The organism is Nocardia sp. NPDC050718 (assembly GCF_040654235.1).
Taxonomy (GTDB): domain Bacteria; phylum Actinomycetota; class Actinomycetes; order Mycobacteriales; family Mycobacteriaceae; genus Nocardia.
On the sequence record NZ_JBFAHQ010000003.1, the window covers coordinates 295,533 to 312,923 of the forward strand.

The following is a 17,391-nucleotide window of genomic DNA, read 5'->3' on the forward strand; positions in this document are numbered from 1 at the left end:
AGAACGGGATGTCCGAACTGCTCCGGACATCCCGTTCTTCGTGCACGTCAGCTCAGTGGCCGGCTTCCTTCAGGCGGGTGAAGGACTCGTCGATGACCTTCTCGGCCTCGGCGCGGCCCAGCCACTCCGAACCCTGGACGAACTTGCCCGGCTCCAGGTCCTTGTAGCGCTCGAAGAAGTGCTTGATCGCCGACAGCTCGAACTCCGAGACGTCGGCCAGTTCCTGGATGTGGTCCCAGCGCGGGTCGCCCGCGGGCACGCACAGCACCTTGTCGTCGCCGCCTGCCTCGTCGGTCATGCGGTACACGCCGATCGGACGGGCTTCCACGATCACACCGGGGAAGACCGACTCGGGCAGCAGCACCAGCGCGTCCAGCGGATCGCCGTCCTCGCCGAGGGTGTTCTCGATGAAGCCGTAGTCGGCCGGGTAGCCCATGGAGGTGTACAGGTACCGGTCGAGCTTGACCCGGCCGCTCTCGTGATCGACCTCGTACTTGTTCCGAGAGCCCTTGGGGATCTCGATGGTGACGTCGAACTCCACGCCATCTCCTTGCTCGTTCGAGTGCTTCTCTGCCGAATCGCCAGATCGTTCTGGGGAACCGTTGCGCAACGAGGATAGTGTGGTGTGCTGGTACACCGGTGCGGCAGGCGGCTCAGCGCGCAGTCGAGGCGTGTCGGGCGGAACAGTCGAGGATCGGTGAGGCGTTGATGTCGAGGTTCGAGATCCCGGTCGGCCGGGTGGCTTGATGGATCAGCGCGGAACGGGTCATCCGCCCTACGGCACGGGTCATCCGCCCTATGGCAACGAAGCGCCGACCGTGGCGCTCGATCGAAACGCCGAGCAGCCGGGATCGAAGAGTGGTCGATCGTCGCTGTGGATCTGGCTGTCCGCGGTCGTGGTCGCGCTGCTGGTGATCGCGGGTGGGTTCGCGGCGATCGCGAAACCGTGGACCCCGGAGTTCCGGCACGGCGGGCTCACCGTGGCCCCGCCGCCGGCCACCGAGCAGCCGATCGCCGAGGTCACCCCGGCCCGGTCGGACGCGCCCGCGCCGACGCCCGCCGGGATCGCCGCCGCCCTCGCGCCGGTCGTCGGCAGCCCCGATCTGGGCAGTTTCGCCGGTCAGGTGAGCGATCCGACCAGCGGTGCGGTGCTGTGGAGCCAGGACCCGGCCAAGGCGATGATCCCGTCCTCGACCGCGAAGGTCATGCTCGTCGCGGCCGCGTTGCTCACGCTGCCCGACGATCAGCGGGTGGCGACCAGGGTCCTCGCCGGCGCGCCGGGCGAGCTGGTGCTCGTCGGCGGCGGCGACCCGACGCTGACCACCAGGGCCGACGGCGGCTACTACACCGACGGGGCCCGGATCGCCGATCTGGCCGCGCGGATCAAGGCGACGGGCAGGCAGGTCACCGCGATCGTGGTCGACACCTCCGCCTATCGCGGGCCGACGATGGCCTCGGGCTGGGACCCGGTCGACATCCCGGAGGGCTCGATCACCCCGATCGAACCGATCATGCTCGACGGCGGCCGCTTCGATCCGTCGGCCGACTACTCGCCGCGCACCTCGACGCCCGCCCTGGACGCCGGGCGCGCGCTGGCCGCCGAACTCGGCGTCGACCCGGCCGCAGTGCGGGTCGGCCCGGCCGCGCAGAACGGTGCCGAGATCGCGAAGGTGGAATCGGCGCCGCTGCGAGTCCGGCTGCACGACATGATGATCCACTCCGACAACGTGCTCGCCGAGACGATCGGGCGGGAACTGGCGGTCGCGACCGGGCACGAGGCGTCCTTCGCCGGTGCCGTCGCCGCCACCACCGGGGCGCTGACCAGCGCCGGATTCGACGTCGCCGGACTGCATCTGGCCGACAACAGCGGGCTGTCCGTCGACGACCGGGTGCCGCCGCGGCTGCTCGACTCCATCATCGCCACCGCCGCCGAGCCCACCGGCGACGCGGCCGTGGCACCGGCCGGAACCCAGGCCAGGCCCGAGAACGACCCGCGCGCAGCGGCTCTCGCGCCGCTGCTGGACGACCTGCCGGTCGCGGGCGGCACCGGGACGCTGGCGCCGCGCTTCGTCACCCAGAACCGCCAGGGCGCGGGCTGGGTGCGGGCCAAGACCGGAACTCTGAGTGTCGCCAGCGCGTTGGTCGGATATGTGCTCGACCGGGACGGCCGGGTACTGACCTTCGCGCTGATGTCCAACGATCGGTTGCCGGAGGTCAGCAGGCCCGCCCTCGACGCGGTGGCGGGCACCCTGCGCAACTGCGGATGCTCCTGAGAGCGGGTGGCGATGACCGACGACAAGACCGGGCGCACGACCTCCGGGTTCAGCGGCGCGGTGGACTGGCGGCTCGCCGCCCGCACGGGCGCCGTGCTCGCGCCCGCCGGGCCGCGGACCTCACGGCAGACCGCCGAACAGGTCGTCGCCGAGCTGGCCACCGCGTCGGTGCGGGCCGAAGGGCCGGTGCGTGAGGTCAGCGGACTGCTCGACGACCGGCCGGTGCCCGAGGCCAGGATCGTCGACCGGCCCGGCTGGATCGGCGCCGCCGCCGAGTCGATGGCCGTGCTCACCGGCACCGAGGCCGTCTCGACGACCGGCAAGCTCGTCGGCAAGCCCGCGGGCTTGCAGGCCGGGACCATGCTGGCGTTCCTGTCGACCGCGATCCTGGGCCAGTACGACCCGTTCACCGGCGAGGACGGCACGCTGCTGCTGGTCGCGCCCAATATCCTCAGCGTGGAGCGGGCGCTCGGGGTCGACCCGTCCGACTTCCGGCTCTGGGTCTGCCTGCACGAGGTGACCCACCGGGTGCAGTTCTCCTCGGCCCCGTGGCTGGCCGACTACATGCGCGCCAATGTCGACATCCTCAGCGAGGTCGGCGAGGAGCCGATGAGCGAGATGCTGAGCCGGTTGCTCGCCGAGGTGCGCTCGCGCCGCGACGGCGACACCCTCGACGACCCGAACAGCCGCGGCGTCGTCGGCCTGCTGCGCGCCGCCCAGGCACCGCCGCAGCGCGAGGCGCTGGACCGGCTGCTCATGCTCGGCACGCTGCTGGAAGGCCACGCCGACCACGTCATGGACGCCGTCGGACCGGCCGTCGTCCCGACGGTCGCCGATATCCGGCGCGCCTTCGACCAGCGCAGGAAGAAGCCGACCAATCCCGTGCAGCGGTTGCTGCGCGCGCTGCTCGGGGTCGACGCGAAGGTCGCGCAGTACGTGCGTGGGAAGAAGTTCGTCGACGCCGTGGTGGAGCGGGTGGGCGTCACGGAGTTCAACACGGTGTGGACGAACGCGGAGACCCTGCCCCGCCTCGACGAGGTGGATGATCCGGGCCGCTGGATCACCCGCGTGCTGTGACTGTTCCGCCTCTCGGGGATGCGCGTGCCGCTGGGGTTTCGTCGGCGGCCGGCGGTGCTCGATGACGGGTCAGGTGCGGCTTCCGGAGACTCCCGCTGTGCTGGCGGTGCGGCGGGGTGTGCGGGAGTGGGTCGCGGCGCGCGGTGGGCCGATGCCGGTGGTGGTCGGGCTCTCCGGGGGCGCCGATTCGCTGGCGCTGGTCGCGGCCGCTGTCGTCGAGGCTGGAGACGTGACCGCGATCGTCGTGGATCACCGGTTGCAGGACGGGTCGGGGGAGGTGGCCGGGCGGGCTGCCGAGCAGGCGAGGGCGCTGGGGTGTGTGGCTGTAGAGGTAGTCGCGGTCGAGGTCGGGCGCGACGGCGGGGTCGAGGCGGCGGCGCGGGTGGCCAGGTACGCGGCGCTGGAATCGGTGCGGGGGGAGCGGCCGGTGCTGCTCGGGCACACCCTCGACGACCAGGCCGAGACCGTCTTGCTCGGGCTGGCACGCGGGTCGGGCGGGCGTTCGATTCAGGGCATGGCGGCGTGGAACGAGCCGTGGGGGCGGCCGTTGCTGGCGGTGCGGCGGGCGCAGACGCGGCAGCTGTGCGCCGATCTCGGAATCGAACCGTGGGAGGACCCGCACAACCTCGATCCGGCCTACACCCGGGTGCGGGTGCGCACCGAAGTCCTGCCGCTGCTCGAGGACGTGCTCGGTGGCGGCGTCGCCCAGGCGCTGGCCCGCACGGCCGACCAGCTGCGCGCCGACGGCGATGTCCTCGACGTGCTCACCGCCGACCTGCTGCGCGCGGCCACCGTGCGCGACGACGGCCGACGCGGCTCGGATCGGCCCGCTGGTACCACCGGCAATCGCGGCAGTGGCCCCGGCGACAGTGATCGACCCGCGCTGTCGATCGAGATCCTGGCCACTGCCGCCCCGGCGCTGCGTCGCCGGACGATCCGGGCCTGGCTCGCCGACCAGGGCATCGGCGGCGTGCTGAACGCACATTTACAGGCGATCGACGAACTCGTGAGCAACTGGCGCGGGCAGGGCGGGGTGGCCGTGGCCGGGGGCAGCAGGGACCACAGGTTGGTCGTGACGCGCGCGCATGGCACGCTGACGGTACGCGCGCAGCCGCGAAACGATGCCACATAATGGATCGGCCCGGTCGGGATCGACACCACTGAAGGGAAACCCACTTCCGTGTACGGAGACGACATCGCATCGGTGCTGATCACCGAAGACGAGATCAAAGCCAAGATCGAAGAGCTGGCCGAGATCGTCGCCAAGCGATACCCGCCGGATTCCCCCGAGGGCGACCTCCTGCTGGTCTGCGTGCTCAAGGGCGCGATCTTCTTCATGACCGACTTCGCCAGGGCGCTGCCGATCCCCACCCAGCTCGAGTTCATGGCCGTGTCGTCCTATGGTTCGTCCACCTCGTCCTCGGGCGTCGTGCGCATCATGAAGGACCTGGACAAAGACATCGCGGGCCGCAATGTGCTGATCGTCGAGGACATCATCGACTCCGGCCTGACCCTGTCCTGGCTCAAGCGCAACCTGTCCACTCGCAACCCGGCCTCGCTGGAAGTGGTGACCCTGCTGCGCAAGCCCGACGCGCTGCGCACCCCGGTCGACGTCGCGCACGTGGGCTTCGACATCCCGAACGAGTTCGTCGTCGGCTACGGCCTCGACTACGCCGAGCGCTACCGCGACCTGCCGTTCATCGGCACGCTGGACCCGAAGGTCTACTCCTAGTCCGCCGGCCCGAAGGCACGCAGCACCGACTCGACCAGGGCGTCGGCGAAGGCCGCGTCCAGCGGGCCGGAGCGCGGTAGCCAGCGCTGGGTGATCGGTCCGTAGAGCAGGTCGACGACCAGATCCAGGTCGGCGTCCGCCCGCAGCTGCCCCGCGCGCTGTGCCGCGGCCAGCCGCCGGACCTTGGCCGCGTGCACCGGCTGTTCCAGCTTCTCGCGATAGAGCGCGGCCAGCGCCGGGTCGTTGATGACCTCGGTGAGTACCGCCCGGATCGGCGCGTCGAACGCGGGATCGGCGAATTCGGCGACCGTCGCGCGCAGCACCGTCTTGAGGTCGGCCGCGAGGTCGCCGGTGTCCGGCAGTTCGATGCCGCCGCCGTCGGGGTCCTCGCTCTGCGCGAGCAGGGCGTCGAAGACCACCGCGCCCTTGGACGGCCACCACCGGTAGATCGTCTGCTTGCCGACTCCGGCGCGCGCCGCGATGGCCTCGATGGTCAGCTTCGCGTAAGCGGTCTCGCCGACGAGTTCCCGGGTCGCGTTCAGGATCGCCGATCGGGACCGTTCGCTGCGGCGGGCGCTGTCCGGGGTTCGTGCCATGGGGTGAGTCTAGCCCGAAAATAAAACGAGACGTTTCGTCTTGACAATCGATCGATCATGGCCCATCCTCGTATTCAGCAAACGAGACGAACCGTCTCGTCGCACCAGAAGGAGACGCACATGACCCGCGCAGACAACGAAGCCCGCACCTGGTTCATCACCGGCGCCTCGCGGGGGCTCGGCCGGGCGTTCGCCGAGGCCGCCCTCGCGGCCGGTGATCGGGTCGTCGGCGTCGCCCGTGATGTCACTCCGCTCGACGATCTCGTCGCCGCCGCCGACGGGCGGCTGGTCACCTTCGCGCTCGACGTCGCCGATCGCGCGGCGGTCTTCGCCGGGGTGCGGCGGGCGTACGACGCGTTCGGGCGGCTCGACGTCGTCGTCAACAACGCGGGCGGGGTGGTGCTCGGCATGCTCGAGGAACTCACCGAGCGGCAGGCCCGCGACCACCTGGACGTCAACTTCTTCGGCGCGCTGTGGGTGAGCCAGGCGGTGGTGCCGCTGCTGCGTGAGCAGGGCTCCGGGCACATCCTCCAGGTGTCGTCCATGGGGTCGGCGGGCGGCTTCGCGGCCACCGGCGTCTACAGCGCGGGCAAGGCCGCCCTCGACGCGATGACCGAGGCGCTGGCCATGGAGGTGGAGCGGTTCGGCATCGCCGTCACCATCGTGCAGCCCGGCGGCTACGAGACCGGCCTGTTCACCACCGGGCTCACCATGACCGAGCAGAACCCGGCCTACGCCCCGGTGCGGGCCTGGCTCGAGGAGATGTGGAGCGAGTCGAAGGACGCCGATCCGGCCTCGGCCGCCGCCGTCGTCGTCCGCCTGGTGGACATGGCCGAGCCGCCGAAGCGGATCATCCTGGGCGACGCGGCCTTCGACATGGTCGCCGACCTCGGCGCGGCCCGCACCGCGGAGCTCGCGAAGTGGGAGGACCTCAGCCGTCAGGCGGGCTGAGGCCGGGTGCCGACCACCCGCAGCAGGGCGCGGGTATCGCCCTCGATGACGCGGAACAGCGCGTAGGAACCGGCGAAACCCAGCGCCCCGCCCACGCAGATCGCGCGGAGCGGGGTGGTGGTCGTCAGCAGGTCCGGGATGGGCAGGAAGGTCGCGCTCACGATGGCGAGCAGCGGAATCGACGCGGCCGTCATCAGATAGCGGTGACACCGCGTGACCAGGCCCGTCAGCGCAGCGCCGTCGGCGCGGAAGTCCTGTCCGTGGTGCACGAACAGCGGATAGACACAGCGCGTGAGGTAGAGCGTGATCAGGAAGAACGGGTAGGTCGTCGCGATCGCCGCGCTGATCGCCGCCGCGATGAGGAAGTGCACCGCCGTGCGCAGCGTCAGGCTGCCCGCCAGCGCGATCGTGGCGGCGAAGACGACGGCCGCCGACAGCCACAGCACGACGGCCACCACCACGGCCTGGTTGCCGAACCGCAGCGAGTCGCGGCGGGCGCGATCGAGCGCACCGGGTGAGCAGCGCAGGCCCGCGCGGAGCCGCCGGGGCACGATCAGCAGCCGCCGGGCCAGGTAGATCAGGGTCGCGGCGCCCGCGGAGAAGAAGAGCACGTTCGTCACGCCCGCGACCGCCAGCAGGGTTTCCCTGGTGGCCGGGTCGAGCCGGTCGACGATCAGCGCCGTGTTCAGCTGGGCGTTGTAGATCGCGGCCAGCAGATTGGGGATCGTGATCGACAGCGCCAGGATCGCGAACAGGTACGGCCGCAGCCGGATGCGCCAGCTGTTCGGTGGCGGGTCGACCAGATCGCGGGCGTGCGGGTCCAGGCAGAGATCGAACTGCGCGGCGAGGACACCGGCGTCGGGCCAGCGGTCCGCGCGGTCGGCGGCCAGGCAGGCCAGCAGGACCCGGCGCAGCGCGGCCGGGCAGTCGGCGGGCAGCTGGGCGAGCGCGGCGGCGGTGACGCCTTCGTCGCGGCGTTCCAGGGCCGCGTCGAGGGCGATCTCCGGGCGCAGTTCGTCGAGGGGGACGGTGGTGTCGTCGAAGGGTTTCGCGCCGGTGAGCAGTTCCCAGAGCAGGACGCCGAGGGAGTAGATGTCGGCGCGGGTGTCGAGGTCGGCGGCGGTGCGCTCGTAGCCGGGGTGGCAGGCTTCGAGCTGCTCGGGCGACATGTACGACAGCGAGCCGCCGAAGTACGAGACGGGATTGGTGTCGGTCGCGCGGCTGAAGCTGATGTTGAAGTCGGCCAGCTTGGGTACGCCCTCGGCGGTGAGCAGGACGTTGGCCGGTTTGACGTCGCGGTGCAGCACACCGTTGCCCGCCGCGTGGTGCAGGGCGGCGGCGAGCCTGCTGCCGAGCCACGCGACGGTCTCCGGCCAGCTGAGCCGGGCCAGCTGCGCGCGCACGGCCGAGTCGGTCGGGCGGATCTCGCCCTTCTCCTCCATCGCGGCATCGACGGCGTCGAGCAGGAGCGCGCTGGTGCGCTCGGCGGGCGGAGTCGCGCGAACCCAGCGCAGTACGCCGAGCAGGGTGCCACCGGGCAGGAACTGCATGTAGAGCAGCCGCAATCGCGGGGAGCCGTCGGCGGGCGTGTCGAGCACCTGCTGATCGAAGACACGCACGATGTAGTCGTGGTCGAGCTGGGCCAGGGTCTGCGGCTCGCTGCCGCTGTCGGCGGAGATCTTCACCGCGACCAGCCGCTGCATCGAGCGCTGCCGAGCCAGGAAGACCCGCGCGAACGCGCCCGCGCCGAGTTCGGTGAGCAGCTCGAAGTCACCGATCCTGGTACCGACCGCGATCCGGTCGAGTCCACGCCGATCGGTCGGATGCGCCGCGCCGGTGCGGTCGAGTGCGGGCCTGGTCGCCTCGGCGGTGCGTGTGGAGCTCACGCCGGGGGTACGGGCGCGAGCGCCGGGTGGTTCATCGCGATGTCGGCGGACCCGCGCGCGGATAGCCGGACCCGGTCACTCGCAGTAGCGCTCGGATATCGGATTCGATGATCCGGAACAGCACATAGGAGCCGACGAAACCGATCAGCCCGCCCACACAGATGGTGCGTAGCGGCGTGAGCGTGGTCAGCAGGTCCGGGACCGGCAGGAAGGTCGCGCTGGCGACGACCAGCAGCGGAATCGACGCCGCGACCACCAGGTACCGGCGGCACCAGGCGGCCAGCGCGATGAGCGAGGCGCCATCGCCGCGGAAGTCCTGGCCGTGGTGCAGGAACATCGGATAGACGCAGCGCAGCAAATACAGGGTGATCAGGAAGAACGGGTACGTCATGGCGACGGCGGCGCAGATCGCGGACACCAGCAGCAGGTGCACGACCGTGCGGACCGGCAGCACGCCGTCCGCGACCCCGATGGTGATCGCGTAGATCACCCCCGCGACGACCCACAGCACGAACACCACCGCGACAGCCAGATGCCCGAGCCGCAGACAGTCCTGTCTGGCCCGCTCGAGGGAACGGGGTGAACAGCGCCGGCCCGCGCGGAGCCGATGCGGGATGGTCAGCAGCCGCCTGCCCAGGTAGATCAGGGTGGCGCCGCCGGCGGAGAAGAAGAGCAGATTGGTGAGGTCGGAGACCTCGCGCTGGGTGGCGCGCGTGCCGGGGTCGAGCCTGCTGTGCAGCAGCGCGGTGTTCAGTTGCCGCTGGTAGTAGGCGGCCAGCACGTTCGGGATCGCGATCGAGAGCGCCAGGATGGGAAACAGATACGGCCGCAGGCGGATGCGCCAGCTGTTCGGTGGCGGGTCGACGAGGTCGCGGGCGTGCGGGTCAAGGCACAGGTCGAACTGCGCGGCCAGGATCGCGCCGTCGGCCCACCGGTCGGCGCGGTCGGGGGCCAGGCAGGTCAGCAGGATGCGGCGCAGCGCGGCGGGGCAGTCGGCGGGCACCTGGTCGACGGCCGTCGCGGTGGCGCCCGCGGCGCGGCGTTCCAGGGCGGCGACCAGGGCGATCTCCGGGTGCAGGTCGTCGTCGGGGACGGTGGTGTCGTCGAAGGGTTTCGCGCCGGTGAGCAGTTCCCACAGGAGCACGCCGAGGGAGTAGATGTCGGCGCGGGTGTCGAGGTCGGCGGCGGTGCGCTCGTAGCCCGGATGACAGGCCTCCAGCTGCTCCGGGGACATGTAGGCCAGCGAGCCGCCGAAATAGGACACCGGGCTGGTGTCGGTCGCGCGGCTGAAGCTGATGTTGAAGTCGGCCAGCTTGGGCACGCCCTCGGCGGTCAGCAGGACATTGGCCGGTTTGACGTCGCGGTGCAGCACGCCGTTGCCCGCCGCGTGGTGCAAGGCCGAGGCCAGCCTGCTGCCCAGCCAGGCCACCGTCTCCGGCCAGCTCAGCCCGGCGAGCTCGGCGCGCACGGCCGAGTCGGTCGGGCGGATCTCGCCCTTCTCCTTCATGGCCGCGTCGACGGCGTCGAGCAGCAGCCTGCTGGTGCGCTCGGCCGGTGGGGTGGCGCGGACCCAGCGCAGCACGTCGAGCAGGGTGCCGCCGGGCAGGAACTGCATGTAGAGCATGCGCAGCCGGGGTGAGCCGTCGAGTATCTGCTGGTCGAAGACGCGCACGATGTAGTCGTGGTCGAGCTGGGCCAGGGTCTGCGGCTCGCTGCCGCTGTCGGCGGAGACCTTCACCGCGACCAGTCGCTGCATCGAGCGCTGCCGGGCCAGGAAGACCCGGGCGAAGGCGCCGGTGCCGAGTTCGGTGAGCAGCTCGAAATCGCCGATCCGCGCGCCGACCTCGATCCGGTCGAGGCCACGCCGGTCGGCCGGATACGCGGTCTCGGGCGCGGGCCGGGTCGCCTCGGTCGTGCGTGTCGAGCTCACCTCAGGTGGTACGGCCGCGCCCGGCCTCCGGGTTCATCGCACCGGTCAGCTGACGACCCGCTCCAGGGCGGCCAGGTCGGCCTCGAGCTGACGGAACAGCAGGTAGGAGCCGACGAAGGCGACGATGCCGCCGACGCACAGGACCCGGACGGCGACGATCACCTGCGGGATGTCGGTGGGCGGCAGGAAGGTCACCCCGGCCACCGCGAGCAGCGGGATCGACGCGGCCACCGCCAGGTACCAGGTGCTGCGGCGGCTGAGCGCGCGCAGCCAGACGGCGTCGTCGGTGCTGATCTCACCGTGCCGCAGGAAGATCGGGTAGATGCAGCGGACCATGTAGAAGGTGACCAGGAAGAACGGGTAGGCGACCGCGATCGCGCCGCAGACCAGTAGCGAGGCAAGGAAGTGGACGACCGCGTGCGCGGGAACGTCGCCGGAGGCCAGCTGCAGGGCGATCGGGAAGGTGACCCCCGACAGCGCCCACAGCGAGAACGCGACGATCACCGAGCGGTCGCCGAGGCGCAGGGTGTCGTGTCTGGTGCGGCGCAGCGTCGCCGGGTCGTAGCGTTTGCCGTGGCGCATGCCCCGTGGCACCGAGAGCACGAACCGGGCCAGGTAGATGAGCAGGACGGTGCCTGCCGGGAAGAACACGAGGTTCACCCCGGCGGTGATCACCACGAACGATTGCTGCGCCGACTCGCTGAGCCTGCTCACCACCAGCGTCTGGTTGTGCACGATGTTGTACCAGGAGGCGAGGGCGTTCGGGATGCCGATGGCGATCACCATCACCAGCAGCGGCAGCCTGCGCAGCACCATCCGCCAGCTGTTGGGCGGTGGGTCGACCAGATCGCGGGCGCGCTCGTCGAGGCACAGGTCGAACTGCTTGGCCAGCACCGCGCCGTCGGGCCAGCGCCGGGAGCGGTCGGGTTCCAGGCAGGTCAGCAGGACCCGGCGCAGGGCGGCCGGGCAGTTCGCGGGTACCCGGTCCAGCGCGACCTGGTCGACACCGCCGGTGCGGCGTTCCAGCATGGCCTCGAGGGTGGTCTCGTCGCCGCCGCCCGCCGCCTCGGCGGTGCTGTCGTCGAAGGGCTTCGCGCCGGTCAGCAGTTCCCACAGGACCACGCCGAGGGAGTAGATGTCGGCGCGGGTGTCCAGGTCGGCGGCGCTGCGGCCGAGCCCGGGATGGCAGGCCTCCAGCTGCTCGGGCGACATGTACGACAGCGAGCCGCCGAAGTACGAGACCGGGCTGGTACCGGCGACGGTGCGGCTGAAGCTGATGTTGAAGTCGGCCAGCTTGGGTACGCCCTCGGCGGTCAGCAGGACGTTGGCGGGCTTGACGTCGCGGTGCAGCACGCCGTGCGCGGCCGCGTAGTCGAGTGCCTCGGCGAGGCGCCTGCCCAGCCAGGCCACGGTCTCCGGCCAGCTCAGCTCGGCCAGTTCGGCGCGCACGCTCGAGTCGGTCGGGCGGATCTCGCCCTTCTCCTCCATCGCCGCGTCCACGGCGTCGAGCAGCAGTTTGCCGCTGCGCTCCTCGGGCGGCGTCGCGCGGACCCAGCGCAGCAGGCCGAGCAGGGTGCCGCCGGGCAGGAACTGCATGTAGAGCAGGCGCAGGCGGCGGGCCGCGGACGGCGTCGCGTCGGTGTCGAGCAGCTGCTGGTCGAACACGCGCACGATGTAGTCGTGGTCGAGCTGGGCCAGGGTCTGCGGCTCGGTGCCGCGGTCGGCGGAGATCTTCACCGCGACCAGCCGCTGCATCGAGGTCTGCCGAGCCAGGAAGACCCGCGCGAACGCGCCGGACCCGAGCCCGGTCAGCAGCTCGAAATCGCCGATCCGCTGACCGATCTCGATCCGGTCCAGCGGTGCGAACGCGCCGGGCCCGGACGCGTCGGCGGTCGCCGCGGCGGTTGCCGCAGCGGTCGCTGTCGCGGTGAGGTCGAGCTCGGGCGTGGTCACCTGGGTAGTACGACGTGACGCGGGCGGTTGGTTCACCGTTGGGTCGGGATCGTCGGTGCGGTGGGTGCTCTGTTCGAGCTCGTCGGTGTTGAGCAGACCGCGCAGGCTCGCCGCCTGATCCGGGTATTCGCGCAGGCAGTCGCGGGGGTCGACGCGCTCGCCGCTGTGCCTGCGGATGACGAATTCCTCGAACACCAGCCCGGCGGGCAGCGTGGTGCGCGCGAGTTCGGGGAACTCCGCGCAGTAGTCGGCCAGGCGCTTGCGGGCGACGGTCTCGCCCGCGTGCTGCAGCCACCGGTGCCGCAGATCGACGCGGATCAGCTCGTGCAGCGCCTGCCTGCGCAGGGTCTGCGCATCGGGCAGGAACTCGGACATATCAGGCGGCTGACCGGTGGCTCCCCAGGCTTCGGCGAACGCGTCGACCATGCTCGCGCGCACGTTTGTACCCGGACCGGCGCTCGTGTCGGGTCCGTCACCGCTTCCGGTGTTATCGCTCATCCAAACCGACCTAAGGTTCGCGTGGAGCGTGACCGAAATTCCTTCCGCCACACCCGACACCATCGGCCCCCGAGCCGTACCCGAATGATACTTTGCGCCTCGAGAGCAGATCACCCGAATTTCGACGACCATGCGACGGGGGCGAATCCGCACATGCACGATGACCTCACAGCGGTAGCATGGGAGTCCGTCGACGACGACGGCGTGACGGACGCTGAGGTGGCGATGAACTCTTCCCACCCACCCGCCGACGAGTACCCCATCGGCGGCCCGGCGGCGGCGCTGGCCGCCCGGGTACGCGCGGGCACGATCGCGCCCGTCGACGTGGTGACCGAGGCACTGACCCGCATCTCCTCGGAGAATCGCAAGATCAACGCGTTCACCGTCGTGCGCGCCGAACAGGCGCGCGCCGAGGCGCGCGAGCTGACCGCCCGCGACGAGCTGGACGAGCTGCCGCTGGCCGGGGTGCCGGTCGCGGTGAAACAGAACATCGAGGTCGCCGGCGTGCCGACCAGGACGGGGTCCGCCGCCACCTCGGCCGAGCCCGCGGCCGCCGATCATCCGGTGGTGGCCCGGCTGCGGGCCGCCGGCGCGATCGTGGTCGGGGTGACCGCGATGCCCGAGCTCGGCCTCTGGGCGACGACCGACGAGGACGGCACCGTCACCCGCAATCCGCGCGATGTCGGCCGGTCGGCCGGTGGGTCCTCGGGCGGGGCGGCCGCCGCGGTCGCGGCCGGGCTGGTGCCGATCGCGCACGGCAACGACGGGCTCGGTTCGATCCGGGTGCCCGCCGCGGCGTGCGGGGTCTTCGGGATCAAGCCGGGTCGACAGGTGGTGCCCGCCGGGATCGGCGCCGACTCCTGGGGTGGCATGGCCGAGAACGGCGTGCTCGCGACGACCGTGTCGGACGCGGCGCTGGCGCTGTCGGTGCTGGCGGATCGGTCGGATCTGGCCGAGCTACGCGCGCCACAGCGACTACGCGTCGGACTTGCCGTGGCTCCGCCGTCGCGACTGGTCCGGGTGGATCGACACTGGACGGCGGCAGCGCGTACCGCGGGTGCGCGCGCGGCGGCGGCCGGTCACCTGGTGGAACCGGTCGAACTTCCCTATGGCGACGTGGCGCTGCTGATGCTGCTGCGCTGGCCGAGCGCTGGCCTGGCCGACGCGGCCCGGCTACCGCACCCCGAGCTGTTGCAGCGCCGCACCAAGCGGCACCTGGCGCTGGGCAGGCTGATCCGGCGGTTGCGGCTGGTGCGCCCGGACCAGGTCGACCGGACCGAGGCCCGGCTGGTCGACTTCTTCGAGAACTTCGACGTGGTGATCACCCCCACGCTCGCGGCGCCGCCGCCCAAGGCCAGGAAGTGGAGCGGGCGGGGCTGGACCTCGAACGTCCTGGCCTCGGCGCGCTACGCGCCGTTCACCGGCATCTGGAATCTGGTCGGCTGGCCCGCCGCGTCGGTGCCGATGGGCACCCATCCCGAGGCGCACACCCCGCTCGCGGCGCAGCTGGCCGGTCCGCCGGGGAGCGAGGCCACCTTGCTCGGCCTCGCCGCCCAACTGGAACTGTCGAACTAGACCGCGATCGGCTGCGGCTGCTGCTGGGGTTCGGAGAAGCCACCGTCGACGGCGCGACCGGCGAACTCCAGGATGGTCGGCCGGGTGTCGTCGGCGCGCCACGCCACCGCCAGCTCACACGGGGTGAGGCCGGCGACCGGACGCGCGGTCAGGCCGGGCCAGCGGTACATCGGGACGTTGTTCTCGGCGAGCAGGCACACGCCCAGGCCCAGGCTCACGGCCTCGAGCTTGTCCTCGGGGGTGGCCGCCTCGGCGCCGATCTTGGCCGCGCGGCCGCCGCGGGCGTCGTTGCCGAGCCAGAAGTCACGGACCGCGCCCGCCTCGGTCGGCAGGGCGACGAACGGCTCGTCGAGCAGATCGGCGAACTCGATCGTCTCCTGCTCGGCGAGCGGGTGGTTCTCGGGTAGTAGTACCCAGCGCGGCTCGGTGCGCAGCACCTGCCAGCGGTAGCGGTTGGGGTCGGGCAGCGGCAGCCACACCAGGGCCAGGTCGGCCTGCCGACCCGCCAGGCCGCTGGACGGGTCGTTCCAGGAGGCGGCGTGCAGGGCCAGGCGGTGGCCGCTGGCGCTCTCCAGGTCGTTGAGCAGGCCGCGGCCGAGGGCGGACTGGATGCCCACGCGCAGCACTTCACCGGCTTCCTGCAGGGAGACGTTGGTCACCTCCCACAGCTCCAGGATCTTGCGGGCGCCTTCGAGCAGTTCCTTACCGGCGACGGTCAGGGCGACACTGCGCTGGTTGCGGTCGAACAGGACCACGTCGAGCTGGCGTTCGAGCTGGCGGATCTGGCGTGAGAGCGTCGGCTGAGCGATGTGCAGCCGCTGGGCGGCGTTGGTGAAATGCAGTTCCTCAGCGACGGCGACGAAATACCGCAGATCGCGCAAATGCGGGTCCATAGCACCTTGCTATCAGAATCGGTCGGGAAATTCCAGCCAAAACGGGCAAGGAAGTTCGCGTAAGTGGATCAAAACAGTCACCAGGTTGGTATCGCACAGCATATGGCCTGACATGGTGCGCTGCATCATTGAGGCGTCATTTGTGGACAGGCACCGGGCGGCGACCGGTGGATGTGTGACTGCTGGGCGGTTGACCAGCGGAAATGCGTCCGGGCTCACACGATTCGGCGCGATGTGGCGTGCGCCCCGGCGAGGCCGTCGGGCGATGAAACAGACCGCTGACCACTGTCCGTGCGGGAAACCCTGCGATGCAGTGAGTTTCGTCACAAACAGGTTTCGGTGGGTGGAATCCGGCCGTGGCGAGCGGTGCGCGCACGGCCGGATTCGCCGCCTCAGCTCACGCGGCTGGCGGTGCTCATCGACCGCTCTTGAGCCGCCACACCGCGGGAAGGTCGATGCGGCGGATGCCGCGCGCACCGGCGGCCCGCATCGCGCCCACCGCGATGACCAGCTTGTTCATGTCGTATGGGTACCAGAACAGTTCCTTGCCCATGGTGGGCAGCTTCGGCTTGGTCATCGCCTGCGCGCGGCAGTACTTGCGCAGGCCCGCCGCCCCGCCCCAGCGCGCGCCGACGCCGGACAGGCCCCAGCCACCCATCGGCATCGCCGGGTTGAACAGGTTCGAGAACACGTCGTTGATGTTGACCGCGCCCGCGTTCAGCTGCCGGGCCACCCGTTCGCCGCGCGCCTTGTCGCCGGTCCACACCGACGCCGACAGGCCGTAGATCGAATCGTTGGCCAGCCGGATCGCCTCGGCCTCGTCGGCCACCTTCATCACCGGCAGCGTCGGGCCGAAGGTCTCCTCGGCGACGCACGACATCGAATGGTCGACATCGACGAGCACGGTCGGCTCGAAGAACGTGCCGACCCCGGTGCGCTTGCCGCCGGTGGTCGCCCGCGCGCCCGCCGCGATCGCCTCGTCGACATGGCGCTGCACGATCCGCACCTGGTTCTCGTTGGCCAGCGCGCCCACGTCGTTCTTCGATTCGCGCCCGTCCTCGCCCTGGCGCAGGGCGGCGACGGCGGCGGTCAGCTTGGTGACGAACTCGTCGTAGACCGGCGCCTCCACGTAGACCCGCTCCACCGAGATGCAGACCTGCCCGGCGTTGAACATGCCGCCGAAGGCGATGCCGTGCGCGGCGCGATCGATGTCGGCGTCGGCCAGCACGATCGCCGGATCCTTGCCGCCGAGCTCGAGGCTGTAGGGCACCATCCGCTCCGCGCAGGCGGTCGCGATCTTGCGCCCGGTCGCGGTGGAGCCGGTGAACTGGATGTAGTCGGCGTTCTCGACGACGGCCGCGCCGGTCGCGCCCGCGCCGGTGACCACCTTGAACACCGGCGGCGCGCCGATCTCGGCCCAGCCGCGGGCCAGCTCGACCGCCGACAGCGGAGTCACCTCCGACGGCTTGAGGATCACCGCGGCGCCGGCCGCCAGCGCGGGGAACACGTCGATCGCGGGCATCGCGAGCGGGAAGTTCCACGGCGTGATCACGCCGACGACCGGGTACGGCCGGTAGGCCACGGTCAGCGACTTCACCCGGGCCAGCGGGCTGTGCGGGGAGGGATGCTCGTCGGCGAGGAACTTGCCGGCCCGGCGCGCGTAGTAGCCGAGCAGATCCACGGCGAAGGCCGGGTCGATGAGCGCGTCGACGCGCGGCTTGGCGGTCTCGGACTGCAAGACCGCGGCCAGATGCTCGGTGTTGTCGATCATCCAGTCCTGCATCTTCAGCAGCCACTTCTTGCGGCCCTCGGGGCCGATCGCCTCCCATTCGGGCTGGTAGAGGCGCAGTTCCCGGACCGCGGCCGCCACGTCGTCCGGCGCGACGATCGGCACCGAGCCGGTCTGGACGCCGGTCGCCGGATTGTGTACCGCGATCACCTGGGCATCGGCCGCGGCGGTCTGGTCGAGTTCGGTCACTGTCGTGCTCCCCACTGCGTTGTGTGAATCAGTTCACCAACTATCAGCC

Annotated in this window: 13 protein-coding genes; 6 read left to right on the top strand and 7 right to left on the bottom strand. The window is 71.1% G+C overall.

Translation table 11 applies throughout. The features are described 5' to 3' along the window. Positions 1–52: 52 nt before the first annotated feature. Complete coding sequence (locus AB0H54_RS15720) at positions 53–541, bottom strand: inorganic diphosphatase (RefSeq protein ID WP_355280848.1); 489 nt, start codon at positions 539–541, stop codon at positions 53–55. Between the two features lie 205 nt (positions 542–746). Here AB0H54_RS15720 and dacB point away from each other — a divergent pair, with 205 nt between their 5' ends. From dacB to hpt, 4 genes are all read left to right on the top strand, one after another. Then, a complete protein-coding gene (gene dacB, locus AB0H54_RS15725; RefSeq protein WP_357346116.1) occupies positions 747–2,273 on the top strand; it encodes a D-alanyl-D-alanine carboxypeptidase/D-alanyl-D-alanine-endopeptidase in 1,527 nt (508 codons plus the stop codon). A 12-nt stretch (positions 2,274–2,285) separates the two neighbouring features. Continuing rightward, positions 2,286–3,350: a zinc-dependent metalloprotease gene (locus AB0H54_RS15730; protein WP_357346118.1), complete on the top strand. Its 1,065-nt coding sequence runs from the start codon at positions 2,286–2,288 to the stop codon at positions 3,348–3,350. A gap of 61 nt (positions 3,351–3,411) precedes the next feature. Next, positions 3,412–4,482, top strand: coding sequence for a tRNA lysidine(34) synthetase TilS (gene tilS, locus AB0H54_RS15735; RefSeq protein WP_357346120.1), 1,071 nt, complete (start codon positions 3,412–3,414; stop codon positions 4,480–4,482). 48 nt (positions 4,483–4,530) lie between these two features. After that, on the top strand, positions 4,531–5,082 hold the full coding sequence (gene hpt, locus AB0H54_RS15740; protein WP_218720732.1) for a hypoxanthine phosphoribosyltransferase: 552 nt from the start codon (positions 4,531–4,533) through the stop codon (positions 5,080–5,082). On the opposite strand, the gene AB0H54_RS15745 is transcribed toward hpt, so the two are convergent. Beyond that, positions 5,079–5,678 (bottom strand): TetR/AcrR family transcriptional regulator, encoded by a 600-nt coding sequence (locus tag AB0H54_RS15745; protein ID WP_355280841.1) that lies wholly within the window; start codon positions 5,676–5,678, stop codon positions 5,079–5,081. The two genes, hpt and AB0H54_RS15745, sit on opposite strands and share 4 nt — an antisense overlap. Positions 5,679–5,798: 120 nt before the next feature. Between AB0H54_RS15745 and AB0H54_RS15750 the strand changes: the two genes are divergently transcribed. Next, positions 5,799–6,629, top strand: coding sequence for an SDR family NAD(P)-dependent oxidoreductase (locus AB0H54_RS15750; RefSeq protein ID WP_357346123.1), 831 nt, complete (start codon positions 5,799–5,801; stop codon positions 6,627–6,629). Here the strand turns inward: AB0H54_RS15750 and AB0H54_RS15755 are convergent. The 3 genes from AB0H54_RS15755 to AB0H54_RS15765 are packed head-to-tail and all read right to left on the bottom strand — an operon-like array spanning position 6,617 to position 12,896. Further along, positions 6,617–8,515 carry a serine/threonine-protein kinase gene (locus AB0H54_RS15755; RefSeq protein WP_357346124.1) on the bottom strand — a complete coding sequence of 633 codons (1,899 nt, stop codon included), beginning with the start codon at positions 8,513–8,515 and terminating at the stop codon, positions 6,617–6,619. The two genes, AB0H54_RS15750 and AB0H54_RS15755, sit on opposite strands and share 13 nt — an antisense overlap. A 31-nt stretch (positions 8,516–8,546) precedes the next feature. Next, entirely contained in the window at positions 8,547–10,445 is a 1,899-nt protein-coding gene (locus tag AB0H54_RS15760) for a serine/threonine-protein kinase (RefSeq protein WP_357346126.1), read from the bottom strand. A gap of 45 nt (positions 10,446–10,490) precedes the next feature. Further along, positions 10,491–12,896: a serine/threonine-protein kinase gene (locus AB0H54_RS15765; protein ID WP_357346128.1), complete on the bottom strand. Its 2,406-nt coding sequence runs from the start codon at positions 12,894–12,896 to the stop codon at positions 10,491–10,493. 225 nt (positions 12,897–13,121) lie between these two features. Between AB0H54_RS15765 and AB0H54_RS15770 the strand changes: the two genes are divergently transcribed. Further along, the gene (locus tag AB0H54_RS15770; RefSeq protein ID WP_357346130.1) at positions 13,122–14,471 is read left to right on the top strand and encodes an amidase family protein; all 1,350 of its coding nucleotides are present in this window, start codon (positions 13,122–13,124) and stop codon (positions 14,469–14,471) included. On the opposite strand, the gene AB0H54_RS15775 is transcribed toward AB0H54_RS15770, so the two are convergent. Both AB0H54_RS15775 and AB0H54_RS15780 read right to left on the bottom strand, forming a co-directional pair. Next, a complete protein-coding gene (locus tag AB0H54_RS15775) occupies positions 14,468–15,364 on the bottom strand; it encodes a LysR substrate-binding domain-containing protein (RefSeq protein WP_355280830.1) in 897 nt (298 codons plus the stop codon). The genes AB0H54_RS15770 and AB0H54_RS15775 overlap by 4 nt on opposite strands. Positions 15,365–15,779: 415 nt before the next feature. Continuing rightward, positions 15,780–17,342 carry an aldehyde dehydrogenase family protein gene (locus AB0H54_RS15780; protein WP_355270658.1) on the bottom strand — a complete coding sequence of 521 codons (1,563 nt, stop codon included), beginning with the start codon at positions 17,340–17,342 and terminating at the stop codon, positions 15,780–15,782. Positions 17,343–17,391: the final 49 nt, after the last annotated feature.

Coding starts and splice junctions, on each gene's coding strand:
- dacB (WP_357346116.1), top strand. CDS start 747: ATGGATCAGCGCGGAACGGGTCATCCGCCCTACGGCACGGGTCATCCG.
- AB0H54_RS15730 (WP_357346118.1), top strand. CDS start 2,286: ATGACCGACGACAAGACCGGGCGCACGACCTCCGGGTTCAGCGGCGCG.
- tilS (WP_357346120.1), top strand. CDS start 3,412: ATGACGGGTCAGGTGCGGCTTCCGGAGACTCCCGCTGTGCTGGCGGTG.
- AB0H54_RS15745 (WP_355280841.1), bottom strand. CDS start 5,678: ATGGCACGAACCCCGGACAGCGCCCGCCGCAGCGAACGGTCCCGATCG.
- AB0H54_RS15750 (WP_357346123.1), top strand. CDS start 5,799: ATGACCCGCGCAGACAACGAAGCCCGCACCTGGTTCATCACCGGCGCC.
- AB0H54_RS15765 (WP_357346128.1), bottom strand. CDS start 12,896: ATGAGCGATAACACCGGAAGCGGTGACGGACCCGACACGAGCGCCGGT.
- AB0H54_RS15770 (WP_357346130.1), top strand. CDS start 13,122: ATGAACTCTTCCCACCCACCCGCCGACGAGTACCCCATCGGCGGCCCG.
- AB0H54_RS15775 (WP_355280830.1), bottom strand. CDS start 15,364: ATGGACCCGCATTTGCGCGATCTGCGGTATTTCGTCGCCGTCGCTGAG.